The sequence below is a fragment of the Demequina ureilytica genome, assembly GCF_048553575.1.
GTDB lineage: Bacteria > Actinomycetota > Actinomycetes > Actinomycetales > Demequinaceae > Demequina.
Window position 1 is genome coordinate 900,748 of record NZ_JBLZIE010000001.1, and the last position, 16,132, is coordinate 916,879.

General features: G+C 67.1%; 11 protein-coding genes and 1 tRNA gene. All 12 read left to right on the forward strand.

Annotated elements, in window-relative coordinates; genetic code table 11:
• The first annotated feature begins 211 nt into the window (after window positions 1-211).
• Entirely contained in the window at window positions 212-1,045 is an 834-nt protein-coding gene (locus tag ACNI3K_RS04075) for an endonuclease domain-containing protein (RefSeq protein ID WP_419390571.1), read from the forward strand.
• Between the two features lie 288 nt (window positions 1,046-1,333).
• Window positions 1,334-1,406: transfer RNA gene (locus tag ACNI3K_RS04080), tRNA-Trp, on the forward strand.
• 52 nt (window positions 1,407-1,458) lie between these two features.
• The gene (gene secE / locus ACNI3K_RS04085; protein ID WP_419390572.1) at window positions 1,459-1,716 is read left to right on the forward strand and encodes a preprotein translocase subunit SecE; all 258 of its coding nucleotides are present in this window, start codon (window positions 1,459-1,461) and stop codon (window positions 1,714-1,716) included.
• 28 nt (window positions 1,717-1,744) lie between these two features.
• Window positions 1,745-2,608, forward strand: coding sequence for a transcription termination/antitermination protein NusG (gene nusG / locus ACNI3K_RS04090; RefSeq protein ID WP_419390573.1), 864 nt, complete (start codon window positions 1,745-1,747; stop codon window positions 2,606-2,608).
• Window positions 2,609-2,668: 60 nt separating this feature from the next.
• A complete protein-coding gene (gene rplK, locus ACNI3K_RS04095; RefSeq protein WP_419390574.1) occupies window positions 2,669-3,100 on the forward strand; it encodes a 50S ribosomal protein L11 in 432 nt (143 codons plus the stop codon).
• A gap of 61 nt (window positions 3,101-3,161) precedes the next feature.
• Window positions 3,162-3,860 carry a 50S ribosomal protein L1 gene (gene rplA, locus ACNI3K_RS04100; RefSeq protein ID WP_419390575.1) on the forward strand — a complete coding sequence of 233 codons (699 nt, stop codon included), beginning with the start codon at window positions 3,162-3,164 and terminating at the stop codon, window positions 3,858-3,860.
• A gap of 258 nt (window positions 3,861-4,118) precedes the next feature.
• Window positions 4,119-4,946 carry a glycosyltransferase gene (locus ACNI3K_RS04105; RefSeq protein ID WP_419390576.1) on the forward strand — a complete coding sequence of 276 codons (828 nt, stop codon included), beginning with the start codon at window positions 4,119-4,121 and terminating at the stop codon, window positions 4,944-4,946.
• Window positions 4,947-5,256: 310 nt separating this feature from the next.
• A complete protein-coding gene (gene rplJ / locus ACNI3K_RS04110) occupies window positions 5,257-5,778 on the forward strand; it encodes a 50S ribosomal protein L10 (RefSeq protein WP_419390577.1) in 522 nt (173 codons plus the stop codon).
• Between the two features lie 60 nt (window positions 5,779-5,838).
• On the forward strand, window positions 5,839-6,225 hold the full coding sequence (rplL, locus tag ACNI3K_RS04115; protein WP_419390578.1) for a 50S ribosomal protein L7/L12: 387 nt from the start codon (window positions 5,839-5,841) through the stop codon (window positions 6,223-6,225).
• 120 nt (window positions 6,226-6,345) lie between these two features.
• A complete protein-coding gene (locus ACNI3K_RS04120; protein WP_419390579.1) occupies window positions 6,346-8,439 on the forward strand; it encodes an acyltransferase family protein in 2,094 nt (697 codons plus the stop codon).
• Window positions 8,440-8,686: 247 nt separating this feature from the next.
• A complete protein-coding gene (rpoB, locus tag ACNI3K_RS04125) occupies window positions 8,687-12,166 on the forward strand; it encodes a DNA-directed RNA polymerase subunit beta (protein WP_419390580.1) in 3,480 nt (1,159 codons plus the stop codon).
• Window positions 12,167-12,181: 15 nt separating this feature from the next.
• Window positions 12,182-16,057, forward strand: a complete 3,876-nt coding sequence (locus ACNI3K_RS04130) for a DNA-directed RNA polymerase subunit beta' (protein WP_419390581.1) — start codon at window positions 12,182-12,184, stop codon at window positions 16,055-16,057.
• Window positions 16,058-16,132: the final 75 nt, after the last annotated feature.

The window sequence follows — 16,132 nt, forward strand, 5'->3', positions numbered from 1 at the left end:
TCTCTACCCATTCCCAATGGACGACGTGACGGATGTGGCACCTGCGACGCGGATGTCTGCTTACGGAGGCGCCTGGGTCACATGCGCAACTTCCTCCATTGGGTGTGGGCGATCGAGTCGTCCCCAGCCGTCGAGGGTCGCCGTGTATTCACGGCTCGGCGTGGGTCATCTCCCGGCCGCCGAACCCTTGCAGCACGGTGGCGCTGTGCATGTGATCACCGCACTCAATGTCCTTGGCGGCGCGGCAAGGCGACACCAATTGCGCGGACTTGGCGTGACGGACGAGCAGATCCGCGCGGCCGTCCGCAGCGAGGCGGTCCTCAGACCGCATCGGGGGTGCTACGCCCTTGCCGGCGCTGACTCGCTGGTCATCCGAGCCCGTGTCATGTCGGCACGGTTGACCTGTGCTTCGGCAGCGCGGCTTCTCGGGCTGCCGCTGATCCAAGCCGTCGACGGGGTGCACCTGGCAATTCCCCATGATCGTGGCCTCGTCGTTGACGACGCACGTCGCAGGGACCGCGAGGTGCATCATCGCACGCGAAGCCCGAGCGATCAGGCGCCGCTATGTCGCGCCGTGGACATCGTCGACCACTTGGGGAAGTGCGCCAACGCCCTCACGCAGTTGGGCGCTCTGGATGCCGCCCTTGCCATGGGCGCGATGACGGAGGACGAGATCGATCGTTTCTCCACCACACCGTGCGTACGCCGGGAGTGGCTCCGGGCGCACTGCGATGTGCGCACCGGCTCGCCCGCCGAGACAGCCGCGCGCGTCGAGCTCACCCGCTCGGGCTTCGACCTGACTTCACAGGTGCAGATCGACGGGGTCGGGCGCGTCGACTTCGTGGTGAATGGCACCCTCGTGGTGGAGATCGATGGCGAGACCTACCACTCTGACCGGCAGGCCTTTGCCGAGGACCGCCGTCGTGACCGAGCGCTCGCGACACTGGGGATGCCCATCCTCCGATTCACCGCACACGAAGCGTTGGCCCATGACGGCCGCATTGCACGCGCCGTGGGCGAGTTCTGGCACCGCCGGGCCTCATGAGTCGAACCAAGCACCGACTGCCCGCTTCGCTGCGCGTTCCCAATGGACGATGGGACTGATGAGGTTCCTGCGCCGGCGAGGTCCCCACCATGGTCCGCACCCGTACCATGGGTCACATGGACCATTGGGAGTAGCGCGGGGCGTCCTGACGGACGGTCGCTACGGGGGCCGGGTTCGCAATCGGGACCGTTAACCCGTACTATTGCCATTCGGCGATTGACAGACGCCATGATGGCTCGCGCCTTCGTGGCTGTTGGCTTCGCCAGTCGGGGGCCCCACCGCCCCCGGAGGGCAGTGGCGCAATTGGTAGCGCATCGGTCTCCAAAACCGACGGTTGGGGGTTCGAGTCCCTCCTGCCCTGCACGGCGCGGACCCCCGCGTGATCCCAACCCCCAAAAGCGAAGGATGACCCGGTGAGCGAATCTGCCGTGACGGACTCCGGAGAACAGGACCCTCGGCACGAATCCCGCGAGGACCGCAACATCTTCGGTCGCATTGCGCTGTTCGTGCGCCAGGTGATCTCCGAGCTCAAGCGAGTGGTGACACCCACTCGCGAGGAGCTGGTCCGGTACATCTGGATCGTCCTGGCCTTCGTGGCCGTGATGATGCTGATCGTGTTCCTGATGGACCTGCTGTTCAACTGGCTCGCAGCAATGACATTCGGCGGCTGATGGCCGTCTATGAAGGAAGTGGTGACTGGTGAGTGACGACAAGCTCGACTCCGCCGGCGACAAGCTCGACGAGCTCGTGGCCGACATCGCGGAGTCGACCGACCGCGCCCAGGCGGCGGCCGAGGAGCCTGCTGAGGAGACCACCCCTGCGGTGGACGAGGCGGCTCTTTCGGACGCCCCGGCCGATGCGGTGGTCGAGGGCGACGACGACACTGTCCCCGACGAGACCGCGGACGAGGCTCCTGCAGAGGAGGACGCGGTGGACGCCGTGGCCGACGAGCCGATCGAGCCCGTGAACGACCCCGGCGAAGAGTTCCGCGCCGAGCTGCGGATGCAGGACGGCGAGTGGTACGTGGTCCACAGCTACTCGGGCCACGAGAAGCGCGTCAAGCAGGCTATCGAGCACCGCCGTGAGAGCCTCCACATGGAGGATCACATCTTCCAGGTCGAGGTCCCCATGGAGGACGTCACCGAGATCAAGGGTGGTCAGCGCAAGCTGGTCAACCGCGTGCGCATGCCTGGATACGTCCTGGTGCGCATGTACCTCACCGACGAGTCCTGGGGCACCGTGCGGAACACGCCCGGCGTGACCGGCTTCGTGGGCCACGCCCACCAGCCCGTACCGCTGACGCTCGACGAGGTCTACGGCATGCTCGCTCCGGCGGAGCAGGCCGTGGCCACGACCGACGAGGGCGGCGACTCGCAGTCCAAGCAGGTCGAGGTCGACTTCGCCGTCGGCGAGTCGATCACCGTCATCGACGGGCCGTTCGCCACCTTGCCCGGCACCATCTCCGAGATCAGCGTGGACTCCCAGAAGCTCCACGTTCTCGTTTCCATCTTCGGCCGGGAGACCCCGGTCGAGCTGGCGTTCAATCAGGTCACCAAGATCTGACGACGGCAGCAAGCCAAGCGGCATGGGCCGCGACGAATCACAGAAGGACCCGAATCCATCATGGCAGCACCGAAGAAGAAGGTCGCTGGTCTGATCAAGCTCCAGATCCAGGCCGGCGCCGCCAATCCCGCGCCGCCCGTGGGCCCCGCCCTCGGACAGCACGGCGTCAACATCATGGAGTTCTGCAAGGCTTACAACGCGGCCACCGAGTCGCAGCGTGGCAACGTGGTGCCCGTGGAGATCACGGTCTATGAAGACCGTTCCTTCACGTTCATCACGAAGACCCCGCCGGCCGCAGAACTCATCAAGAAGGCCGCTGGCGTCGCCAAGGGCTCAGGAGTTCCGCACACCGACAAGGTCGGCACGCTGACCGATGCTCAGGTGCGCGAGATCGCCGAGCAGAAGATGGCCGACCTCAACGCCAATGACATCGACGCCGCCGCGAAGATCATCGCGGGCACTGCGCGTTCGATGGGCATCACCGTCAACTAGCACCACCCAGTGGGAGGGGGCGCGCTGCCCCGCACCACGACTGCACAGGAAAGAGAAGCAGATGTCCAAGCGCTCCAAGGCTTACCGCGACGCAGCACAGCTCGTCGACCGTGACCAGCTCTACAGCCCCATCGAGGCCGTGCGCCTCGCTCAGAAGACGTCCTCGAAGAACACCGACTCGACCATCGACGTCGTGTTCAAGCTCGGCGTCGACCCGCGTCACGCGGACCAGTCGGTCCGTTCGACCGTCATCCTGCCCCACGGCACAGGCAAGACCGCTCGGGTCCTGGTCTTCGCCAACGGTGACAAGGCAGAGGCGGCCCGTGAGGCGGGCGCCGACATCGTCGGTGGCGACGAGCTCATCGAAGAGGTCATGGGCGGTCGTCAGGACTTCGACGCCGTCGTGGCCACCCCGGATCTCATGGGCAAGGTCGGTCGACTCGGCCGCGTGCTCGGTCCGCGGGGCCTCATGCCCAACCCGAAGACCGGCACGGTGACGATGGATGTCACCAAGGCTGTGTCCGACATCAAGGGCGGAAAGATCGAGTTCCGCGTCGACAAGCACGCCAACCTCCACACGGTGATCGGCAAGGCCTCGTTCGGCGACGACAAGCTGCTCGAGAACTTCCAGGCCGTGCTTGATGAGGTCCAGCGCGCCAAGCCCTCGGCTTCGAAGGGTCGTTACATCATCAAGGCGGCCATCTCCTCGACGCAGGGACCGGGCATTCTGGTCGACGCTGCGGCGAAGGCCGACAAGTAACGCTTTTCCCCCCAAGACCGCACTCGAGCGACGCCCGGCGATCCCGGGCCGCGCGTACGAGAGCGAGTGCTGCGCAGCGGCCCCAACCGGGCAGGCGCGCAGCACCGGGCCCGGCTCCTCACCCCCCTGAGGAGTCGGGCCTTCTCGCGTCTGCGGGCAGCGCAGCATTCGGCCGACGCGGTCGTCACCCGAGCGCGGCTTGGTACCTTGAGCGAAGGCTCGCACATTCGTGCGCGACCACCACAGGAGGCCGGCCGGATGCACCGCGACCATGTTCAGGCACGCGATCTGACTGTCGGCTACTCGACGCTGTCGCACCGCGTAGGCGCGATCGAGCCCGCGCAGTGGTGGGCCCGGGCGGACGTGGTGGTCGTGATCCAGACGGGCGGCGGGGACTCTGACCCCGGGCTGGGCCGTGAGCTCGCGCGGCTTGAGAGCGAGGGTGCCCGCACAGTCGTGCTCGAGTCGGTCGGCGTCGCCCGCAGCCGCAACGAGGTGCTGCGCCACGCGCGCACGCGCTACGTGCTGTTCAGCGACGACGACGTGACCGTCGACTTCGAGGGTGTGTGCGCGGTCGTCGACCGGATGCAGGAGGAGGGCCTCGCGGTGGCCATGGCGCGCGCTGTCGACTCGGAAGGGAATCTGCGCAAGCGCTACCCGGCCCGCGAAGAGCCGCTCACGCTGTACAACTCCGGCAAGGCCGCTACTTACGAGATGGTGGTGGACGTGACCCGAACCCGCCAGTCCGGCGTGTGGTTCGACGAAGGCTTCGGCGCGGGCGTCGAGCGCTACCTGGGCGACGAGTACATCTTCATCGCCGATGCGCTGCGGGCAGGTCTGTCGGCACGCGCGATCCCCGAGGTCGTCGCGGCTCACCCCGTGGAGAGCTCGGGTTCGCGGTGGGGCACGCCCGAGGATGCCGATGCGAGAGCAGCCGTGCTCGACCGGGTCTTCGGCCACCTTGCGATCGCGGGCAAGCTGGTCTTCGCGGCACGGCACCGCGCCCGGCTCGGAGGAGCGCGAGGGGCGTGGCGGTTCGTGCGTTCGACCCCCCGCAGCCGTGCCCGCCGCCGCATGCCCAGGTGACGCGGACGTGCCGCTGACCCGCGCATCGGCCGCGTGGTTGCGTGACCCCCTCCGCGTCCCGTAGTCTTGTCGGGCCCAAGACCGCCGGTTGTCGGCCCTGGCTTGCCAGGAACGACCGAAGCTCCGCGTCAGCGGAGTCCAGCGTAGGTGAGACGAGCGTGCACGAGTGCGCATTGACGGGCGGCCCCTGGCCGCCTGGTCCATGCGAGACAGATGCACGCTGGCCCCGCCTGCGGCGGGGCTCTTTTGCTGTCCGGGGTGGGCCGTCTCCGCAAGGAGGCGTCGACGGTCACACTAAGGAAGGACAACTATGGCGACGCCAGACAAGGTGGCGGCAGTCGAGGAGATCGCGAACCGTTTCCGCGATTCCAACGCTGTCGTAATCACCGAGTACCGCGGCCTGTCGGTCCCGCAGCTCGCCGAGCTGCGCCGCACGCTCAGCGGTGCCGCGACCTACCGTGTCGCGAAGAACACTCTGACGGCGCTCGCGGCCAAGGATGCCGGTGTCGAGGGTCTCGATGACCTCTTCGTCGGTCCCACGGCCATTGCATTCGTCACCGGTGACCCGGTGGAGGCTGCAAAGGGCCTGAAGGAGTTCAGCAAGAAGAACGACTCGCTCGTCATCAAGGGCGGCGTGCTCGATGGCAACGTCCTGACTGCCGAGGAGATCAACCAGCTCGCGGACCTCGAGTCCCGCGAGGTGCTGCTCGCCAAGGCAGCGGGTGCCATGAAGGCGACGCTCTTCGGCGCTGCATACCTGTTCCAGGCACCGCTCGCTCAGGCGGCGCGTGCTGTCGACGCCCTGCGTGCCAAGCAGGAAGACGCGGCGTAACGCCACGTTCCCCCCACAAGCAACCCGCTGCTGACGCAGACCCAACAGTAAGGAATCACCATGGCTAAGCTCTCCACTGAGGAGCTCATCGAGCAGTTCAAGGAGCTCTCGCTCATCGAGCTGTCCGAGTTCGTGAAGGCGTTCGAGGACACCTTCGACGTCACCGCCGCCGCACCGGCCGCCGCTGCCGCGCCCGCCGCTGCCGGTGGCGACGCCGCCGAGGCCGTCGAGGAGCAGACCGAGTTCGACGTCATCCTCGCCGCCGTTGGCGACAAGAAGATCCAGGTCATCAAGGAGGTGCGCGCGCTCACGTCGCTCGGACTCGGCGAGGCCAAGGCTGTCGTGGACGAGGCCCCCAAGGCCGTCCTCGAGGGCGTCAAGAAGGAAGACGCGGAGAAGGCAAAGGAGCAGCTCGAGGCTGCCGGCGCCACCGTCGAGCTCAAGTAGCACGACCCCCCGTCACGCGAGGCCGGGTCGCCCTTCGGGGCGGCCCGGCCTTCTGCGTGCCTGGCGGACTGGCCGCCTATGCGGCGATTTGTCACGTTCGTGCATGTGACAATGTTGCGCGTGCCCCGAACTGACGGCACAGCCGCAGATGTGACGGCTGTGCCCCTCACCGTACCGAATCGGGTGGCCACCGACTGGTTCCGCCCCGACCTCCAAGCGCTGCGCGCGCTGGCGGTCGGCCTCGTCGTGCTCTACCACCTGTGGCCCCAGCGTCTGACGGGCGGCTACGTCGGCGTCGACGTGTTCTTCGTCATCAGCGGCTTCCTGATCACGTCTCACCTGTGGCGCGAGGCCGCCGCCACGGGGCGCATCGCGCTCGCGCAGTTCTGGGCCAGGCGTGCGCGCCGGCTGCTGCCGCCCGCGCTGCTCGTGCTGGCGGTCGCGGCCGCCGGGACCATCTGGCTGGTGCCGCGATCCGCAGCCACGGGGAATCTGACCGAGGTGCTCGCCGCCACGCTCTACGTCGAGAACTGGTACCTGTCCGCGCAGTCCGTGGACTACCTCGGAGCCGGACAGGCCGCCTCGGCGGTACAGCACTACTGGACGCTCTCGGTGGAGGAGCAGTTCTACGTGATCCTGCCGCTGCTCATGGTCGGCGCTCTTGCGGTGGCCGCGCGCCTGCGCGCCTCGCGCAGACGCGTGGTGGTGGCAGTCATCGGCGCTGCCGTGGCAGCGTCGTTCGCGTACGGGCTGTGGCTCTCGGCCGCCTCGCCCGCTGCTTACTTCTCGACGTTCACGCGACTGTGGGAGTTCGGACTCGGCGCACTGGTCGCGATCGCGCTCCCGCGCTTCAGGGGGCGCGCCTGGGTCGCAGTGCTGGGGATCGCCATGATCGTCGCGGCCGCCGTCACCTTCGACTCTGCGACGCCGTTCCCCGGCTACCACGCGCTGCTGCCCGTGGTGGGCACGGCACTGGTGCTCGTCGCCGGCTCCGGCACCGTCGTGGGGCGGGTGGGTCAGTGGGGACCGGTGTCCCATCTAGGCCGCACCTCGTACTCGATATACCTGTGGCACTGGCCGCTCATCGTGCTCGTTCCGCTGGCTACAGCGAGCCCGCTGGATGCCTGGACCAAGATCGCGATCGGCGCCGCGACCATCGCATTGGCTTCCGTGTCCACGTTGTGGGTGGAGGAGCCCGTGCGCTTCTCATCACGCCTGCTGGCAGGGAGGGCGCCGCGCGTCGTCGCCGCCTGGTCGATCGCGGGCATGGCCGCCGTCGCCGCGATCGTCGGGATCGGCCTCACAGTCGTGGATGCGCAGGCGCAGCGCGATCGGGAGATGGCGGCCGATGCCCGATCGGAGCTGGCGCGCGAGGAGATCGACTGCGCCGGCGCGGCGGCGCTGGCCAGGCCCGAGCAGTGCGGGGGCGAGACGGTCGATGCGTTCGTTCCCGCACTCGCGGACCTCGAGGAGGACGACGCCAACCGGCCGGCGTGCTGGACTGGTCTCACCGGCAGCGAGTTCTCGCAATGCACCATCGGCAACGCTGCTCCCGAGGGACGGCGCGTCCTGGTGCTCGGCGACTCTCACTCGAACGCCCTCATCCCCACCTACGAGCGCATCGCCGAGACGGCCGGATGGCAGTTCGACCTCGCCGGCCGAGCCGGCTGCTACCTGACGACGCGGGGACTGGGCAGGGTGGGCACCGACTTCCGTGAGGGCTGCGAGTCATGGCGCGAGGAGGCCCTCGAGGCGGTCGCGGACGCGAGCGACTACGACGCCGTGCTTGTCACCCGGCGCCAGCCGCCGGATCTTCCCGAGAGCATGCTCGAGGCCGAGATCGAGGGGTTGGCGCAGGCTTGGCGATCTGTCGCGCCCGGCGTGCCGGTGCTGGCGCTCGTGGACAACCCGCGCATCGGCCCCGAGTTCGTCGCCTGCCTCGAGAACGCGGGCCCCGCGAGAGCGGGAGAGTGCGGGGTCCCTCGCGACGTTGCGGTGTATCCCGACCTTGCCCAGGACGCGGCTGACCGTGTCCCCCACGCCACCGCGCTCGACCTCACGGACCACTACTGCACGGCGGACGAGTGTCCTGCGGTGGTCGGCGGCATCGTGGCCTACCGTCCGGACGGTCATCACGTGGGGGCGACCTATGCCCGCACTCTGGCACCGGCGCTGCACGATCAGATCAGCGCGGCGCTGCAGCCGGGCGAGTAGCGTTCCGGCCGGTGTGGCCCTACCCTGGTCACGATCGGGTGCAGTTACGGCGTGTCGCATGGCGGGCAGGTCCCGAGTGGACATATTGGGTGGCGCAAGGTAGTCTCTTGATTTGCGCTGTCTATCGCCCTGCCCTCATATGCCTACCCGGCGCGCCTCCGCAGATACGCGGCTTGGCCCCGGGATCCGGTGGAGCAGTGGCTGAGGACTCGCGACACGCACGCTACAAAGAGGGAAGGACCCGCCCTTGGCTGCCTCGCGCACCCCTTCGGCAACTGCCATCGCCAACCGTTCCGCATCACCGCGAATCTCCTTCGCGCAGATCTCCGAGCCAATAGAGGTCCCCAACCTCCTCGGCATCCAGACCGAGAGCTTTGACTGGCTCGTCGGCAACGCGACCTGGCAGGGACGCGTGGAGACTGCGAAGAGCGAGGGACGCGACGACGTCCCCGAGATCGCGGGACTGCAGGAGATCTTCGAAGAGATTTCCCCGATCGAGGACTTCGGCCAGACGATGTCGCTGAGCTTCTCCGACCCGTACTTCGAGGAGCCGCGACACTCTCCTGAGGAGTGCAAGGAGAAGGACTTCACCTACGCCGCCCAGTTGTTCGTCACGGCGGAGTTCATGAACAACACGACCGGCGAGATCAAGTCGCAGACCGTGTTCATGGGCGACTTCCCGCTCATGACCCCCAAGGGCACCTTCATCGTGAACGGCACCGAGCGCGTGGTCGTCTCCCAGTTGGTGCGATCGCCCGGCGTGTACTTCGAGCGCACCGCCGACAAGACGTCCGACAAGGACATCTACACCGCGAAGGTCATCCCGTCGCGCGGCGCATGGCTCGAGTTCGAGATCGACAAGCGCGACGCCGTGGGCGTCCGTGTCGACCGCAAGCGCAAGCAGCCCGTGACGCTCTTCCTCAAGGCGCTCGGCATGACCGACGAGACGATCGCGGATGAGTTCAAGGACTACCCCGCGATCCTCGAGACCCTCGAGAAGGACACGGTCCACTCGCAGGAGGACGCCCTCGTCGACCTGTACCGCAAGCTGCGACCGGGCGAGCCGCCCACCGTCGAGGCCGGTCAGAACCTGCTCGACAACTTCTACTTCAACCCCAAGCGCTACGACCTCGCGAAGGTCGGTCGCTTCAAGCTGAACAAGAAGCTCAAGGTCGGCAAGCCCCTGGGCGAGTCCACGCTCACCGTCGACGACATCATCGCGACCGTGAAGTACATCGCCGCCGCGCACTCCGGCCAGCAGACCTTCCCCGGTCACGCCGCCGAGGTCGAGGTCGAGACCGATGACATCGACCACTTCGGCAACCGCCGCATTCGCGCCGTGGGCGAGCTCGTGCAGAACCAGATCCGTACGGGCCTGTCCCGGATGGAACGGGTGGTGCGTGAGCGCATGACGACCCAGGACGTCGAGGCGATCACGCCGCAGACTCTGATCAACACGCGCCCGGTGGTCGCGGCGATCCGCGAGTTCTTCGGCACCTCGCAGCTGTCGCAGTTCATGGACCAGAACAACCCGCTGGCCGGCCTCACCAACAAGCGCCGCCTGTCGGCGCTCGGCCCCGGCGGTCTGTCCCGCGACCGCGCCGGCATGGAGGTCCGTGACGTTCACCCGTCGCACTACGGCCGCATGTGCCCCATCGAGACGCCTGAAGGCCCGAACATCGGCCTGATCGGTGCGCTCGCGACCTACGGCCGCGTGAACCCGCTCGGTTTCGTGGAGACCCCGTACCGCAAGGTGCTCAAGGGCAAGGTCACGGACAAGGTCGACTACCTGACGGCAGACGACGAGGACCGCTACGTCATCGCGCAGGCGAACGCGCAGCTCGGCGACGATAACTCGTTCGCCGAGGAGCGCGTGCTCGTCCGCTCGAAGGGCGGCGAGGTCGAGTTCGTCCCGCGTGACGCCGTGGACTACATGGACGTCTCGCCGCGCCAGATGGTGTCGGTGGCGACTGCCCTGATCCCGTTCCTCGAGCACGATGACGCCAACCGCGCCCTGATGGGCGCGAACATGCAGCGCCAGGCCGTGCCGCTGGTCCGTTCCGAGTCGCCGCTGGTCGGCACCGGCATGGAGCGCCGCGCGGCGATCGATGCCGGCGACGTGGTCGTGGCGACCAAGCCGGGCGTGGTCACCGAGGTGAGCGCAGGCCTGGTCACCGTCGCGAACGACGACGGCACGGTGGGCTCCTACCGGATCGCCAAGTTCGAGCGCTCCAACCAGGGCACGAGCTACAACCAGCGAGTCCTCGTGAGCGAGGGCGACGTGCTGGTCGACGGCTCAGTCATCGCCGACGGTCCGTCCACGGACAACGGCGAGCTCGCGCTTGGCCGCAACCTGCTCGTCGCGTTCATGTGCTGGGAAGGCCACAACTACGAGGACGCGATCATCCTGTCGCAGCGCCTCGTGGAGGACGACGTCCTGTCCTCGATTCACATCGAGGAGCACGAGGTCGATGCTCGCGACACCAAGTTGGGCCCCGAGGAAATCACGCGCGACATCCCCAACGCCTCCGAGGAGGTGCTCGCCGATCTCGACGAGCGCGGGATCATCCGCATCGGTGCCGAGGTCCGCGCGGGAGACGTGCTCGTCGGCAAGGTCACGCCCAAGGGCGAGACCGAGCTCACCCCCGAGGAGCGCTTGCTCCGCGCGATCTTCGGTGAGAAGGCGCGCGAGGTGCGCGACACCTCGCTGAAGGTTCCCCACGGCGAGTCCGGCACCGTCATCGGTGTCCGTGTCTTCACCGAGGACGAGGGCGACGACCTTCCTGCCGGCGTCAATGAGCTGGTCCGCGTGTACATCGCGCAGCGGCGCAAGATCCAGGAGGGCGACAAGCTCGCCGGACGCCACGGCAACAAGGGCGTCATCTCTACGATCCTGCCGATCGAGGACATGCCGTTCCTGGAGGACGGCACCCCGGTCGACATCATCCTGAACCCGCTCGGCGTGCCCGGCCGCATGAACGTCGGCCAGGTGCTCGAGACCCACACGGGCTGGGTGGCCAAGCACGGCTGGGACGCCACCGGCGTCGACGCCGAATGGAAGAAGAAGCTGCCCAAGGGCGCCGAGAAGTCCGAGCCGGGCACCCCGGTCGCGACTCCGGTGTTCGATGGCCTCGCGGAGGAGACGCTGCTCAACCTCCGCTCGGTGATCAACCCGAACAAGGACGGCAACCGCCTGGTCGACAACGACGGCAAGGCGCGGCTGTTCGACGGACGCTCCGGGGAACCCTTCCCGGAGCCGGTCGCGGTGGGCTACAAGTACATCCTGAAGCTCCACCACCTTGTCGACGACAAGATCCACGCGCGCTCCACGGGTCCGTACTCGATGATCACGCAGCAGCCGCTCGGCGGAAAAGCCCAGTTCGGCGGCCAGCGGTTCGGCGAGATGGAGGTCTGGGCCCTGGAGGCCTATGGCGCCGCCTACGCCCTGCAGGAGCTGCTGACCATCAAGTCTGACGACGTGGTGGGCCGCGTGAAGGTGTACGAGGCCATCGTGAAGGGCCAGAATATCCCGGACCCGGGTCTTCCCGAGTCCTTCAGGGTGCTGATGAAGGAGATGCAGTCGCTGTGCCTGAACGTCGAGGTCCTCAACTCCGAGGGCCACGTCGTCGAGATGCGTGAGTCCGAGGACGACGCATACCAGGCCGCCGAGTCGCTCGGCATCTCCCTCTCCAGCCGCCCGGACGCTTCCAGCGTCGACGAGATTTAAGCAAAGGAAGTGACTGTGCTCGACGTCAATGAGTTCGGCAACCTCCGCATCGGCCTGGCCACGGCGGAGGACATCCGCACGTGGTCCCATGGTGAGGTCAAGAAGCCGGAGACCATCAACTACCGCACCCTGAAGCCGGAGAAGGACGGACTCTTCTGCGAGAAGATCTTCGGCCCTACCCGTGACTGGGAGTGCGGCTGCGGCAAGTACAAGCGTGTCCGCTACCGCGGCATCGTCTGCGAGCGCTGCGGCGTGGAGGTCACCCGGTCTCGCGTGCGCCGCGAGCGGATGGGCCACATCGAGCTCGCCGCGCCCGTGACCCACATCTGGTACTTCAAGGGCGTCCCATCGCGCCTCGGGTACCTGCTCGACTTGGCTCCCAAGGACCTTGAGAAGGTCATCTACTTCGCCGCCTACATGGTGACCGAGGTCGACGAGGACGGTCGTCACGAGGACCTGCCCAAGCTCCGCAACGAGATCGAGGCGGAGAAGAAGCAGATCGCAAACCAGCGCGACGTGGACATCAACAACCGCGCCGAGAAGCTCGAGAAGGACCTGGGCGAGCTTGAGGCCGAGGGCGCGAAGGCTGACGCCAAGCGCAAGGTCAAGGATGGCGCAGAGCGCGAGATGGCGAACCTGCGGAAGCGCGCGGACGCCGAGATCGAGCGTCTCGATGCCGTGTTCGACCGGTTCGTGAACCTCAAGGTCCAGGACCTCGAGGGCGACGAGCTCCTCTACCGCGAGCTGTCGCGCCGCTATGGCGTGTACTTCAAGGGCTCGATGGGTGCCGAGGCGATCCAGAAGCGCCTCGAGACCTTCGACCTCGACGCCGAGGCCCTCCACCTGCGCGACATCATCGCCAACGGCAAGGGGCAGCGCAAGACGCGGGCGCTCAAGCGCCTCAAGGTGGTCAGCGCGTTCCTCACGACCACCAACGCCCCCACGGGCATGGTGCTCGACGCCGTTCCGGTGATCCCCCCGGACCTGCGACCCATGGTGCAGCTGGACGGCGGCCGCTTCGCGACCTCCGACCTGAACGACCTCTACCGCCGGGTCATCAACCGCAACAACCGCCTCAAGCGGCTGCTCGACCTCGGCGCGCCCGAGATCATCGTGAACAACGAGAAGCGCATGCTGCAGGAAGCTGTGGACGCACTGTTCGACAACGGTCGCCGTGGACGCCCGGTCACTGGACCTGGCAACCGCCCGCTGAAGTCGATCTCCGACATGCTGAAGGGCAAGCAGGGACGCTTCCGCCAGAACCTGCTGGGCAAGCGAGTCGACTACTCGGGCCGTTCGGTCATCGTCGTCGGCCCGCAGCTGAAGCTGCACCAGTGCGGTCTTCCCAAGCAGATGGCTCTCGAACTGTTCAAGCCCTTCGTGATGAAGCGCCTCGTCGAGCTCAACCACGCGCAGAACATCAAGTCTGCCAAGCGCATGGTCGAGCGCAGCCGTTCCGAGGTCTGGGACGTGCTCGAGGAGGTCATCACCGAGCACCCCGTGCTGCTGAACCGCGCGCCGACGCTGCACCGTCTGGGCATCCAGGCGTTCGAGCCTCAGCTCGTGGAGGGCAAGGCCATTCACCTGCACCCGCTCGTCTGCGGCGCGTTCAACGCCGACTTCGACGGTGACCAGATGGCCGTGCACCTGCCGCTGAGCGCCGAGGCGCAGGCGGAGGCACGCGTGCTGATGCTGTCGAGCAACAACATCCTCAAGCCGTCGGACGGCCGTCCCGTGACCATGCCTTCGCAGGACATGATCATCGGTCTGTACCACATGACGCTCCACAAGCCAGAGGCGAAGGGCGAGGGCCTCGCGTTCTCGTCGACGTCCGAGGCGCGGATGGCGTTCGATGCAGGGGATCTCTCGCTGAGCGCCGAGATCCTGCTGCGCGTCGACGGCGACACGGTTCCCCCCGCGGGCCACGAGCTGGCATCGGACCAGGTGGCGGGTGTGCCGTTCACTCTCACCACCACCCTGGGCCGCGCGCTGTTCAATGAGCTGCTTCCGATCTCCTTCCCGTACGTCAACCGCAATGTTGACAAGAAGGTGCTGGGCAACCTCGTCAACGAGCTTGCCGAGCGCTACGAGAAGGTCGAGGTCGCTGCCTCGCTGGACGCTCTGAAGGACGCGGGCTTCCACTGGGCGACTCGCTCGGGCGTCACCATCGGCATCGGTGACGTGGCCACTCCTGCCAACAAGCAGGAGATCCTGGAGCGCTACGAGGGCCAGGCCGTCAAGGTCCAGGTCCAGTACGAGACAGGTCTGATCACCGATGACGAGCGCCGTCAGGAGCTCATCGAGATCTGGACGCAGGCGACCAACGAGGTCGACCGGTCCATGCGTGAGTCGTTCCCGAAGTACAACACCGTGCACACCATGGTGACGTCGGGGGCGCGAGGCAACTGGATGCAGGTCCGTCAGATCGCCGGTATGCGCGGCCTGGTGGCGAACCCCAAGGGCGAGATCATCCCCCGTCCGATCAAGTCGAACTACCGCGAGGGACTGTCCGTCCTCGAGTACTTCATCGCGACGCACGGTGCCCGTAAGGGCTTGGCTGACACGGCGCTGCGCACGGCGGACTCGGGCTATCTGACCCGTCGTCTCGTGGACGTGTCGCAGGACGTCATCGTCCGCGAAGGCGACTGCGGCACCGAGCGAGGCCTGACCATGCCTATCGTCGAGCGCACTGCCGACGGTGAGGTGGTCAAGCACGAGCGTGTGGAGACGTCGGTCTTCGCCCGTACGCTCGCGACGGACGTCGCGGACGCCAAGGGCAACGTCATCGGAACAGCGGGCGCCGACATCGGCGACGTGCTGATCGATGCGTTGATCGGTGAGGGCATCGAGGAGGTCAAGGTCCGCTCGGTCCTGACCTGCGAGTCTGCCGTCGGCACGTGCGCCAAGTGCTACGGCCGTTCGCTCGCGACCCGAGAGCTCGTGGACATCGGCGAGGCGGTCGGTATTGTTGCCGCGCAGTCCATCGGCGAGCCCGGTACCCAGCTGACCATGCGCACGTTCCACACCGGTGGTGTGGCATCGGCGGATGACATCACGCAGGGTCTGCCACGTGTCCAGGAGCTCTTCGAGGCGCGCACCCCCAAGGGTGAGGCCCCGATCTCCGAGGTGCCCGGCCGTCTCAAGGTGGATGACTCGGAGGCCATGCGCCGCCTGGTGGTCACGCCCGACAACGGTGACGAGCCCTTCGAGTACACCGTGTCCAAGCGTTCGCGTCTGCTCGTGCAGGATGGCGAGCACGTCGAGGTCGGCCAGCAGCTGGTGGCTGGTGCGGTGGACCCGAAGAGCGTACTGCGCATCCTCGGCCCCCGCGCCACACAGAAGCACCTGGTGGACGAGGTGCAGAGCGTGTACCGCTCGCAGGGTGTGGAGATCCACGACAAGCACATCGAGGTCATCGTGCGGCAGATGCTGCGGCGCGTCACGGTCCTCGAGGCCGGTGAGGCTCCGCTGCTCCCCGGTGAGCTCGTCGAGCGTTCGCGGTTCGAGAACGCCAACCGTCAGACCGTCACGAGCGGAGGCAAGCCGGCATCGGCTCGTCCCGAGCTGATGGGCATCACCAAGGCGTCGCTTGCGACCGAGTCGTGGCTGTCCGCGGCCTCGTTCCAGGAGACCACTCGCGTCCTCACCGAGGCTGCGATGTCCGGCAAGTCCGACCCGTTGGTCGGCTTGAAGGAGAACGTCATTCTCGGAAAGCTCATCCCCGCTGGTACCGGACTGCAGAATTACGCTACCGCGACGGTGGAGCCCACCGAGGAGGCGAAGTCCAACCTGTTCCCGACCTTCGGCTACGAAGAGTGGGACGGCCAGTACTTCAGCGAAGGAACGGGAGAGGCCGTGCGCCTCGAAGAGTTCGACTTCCCTCGCGAGTGACACCCGTTGGCCGTGGGGCGCGCCTGCCCCGCTTTGACGACGTCGCGGGTCACGGGTATCGTAGATACTCGTGCC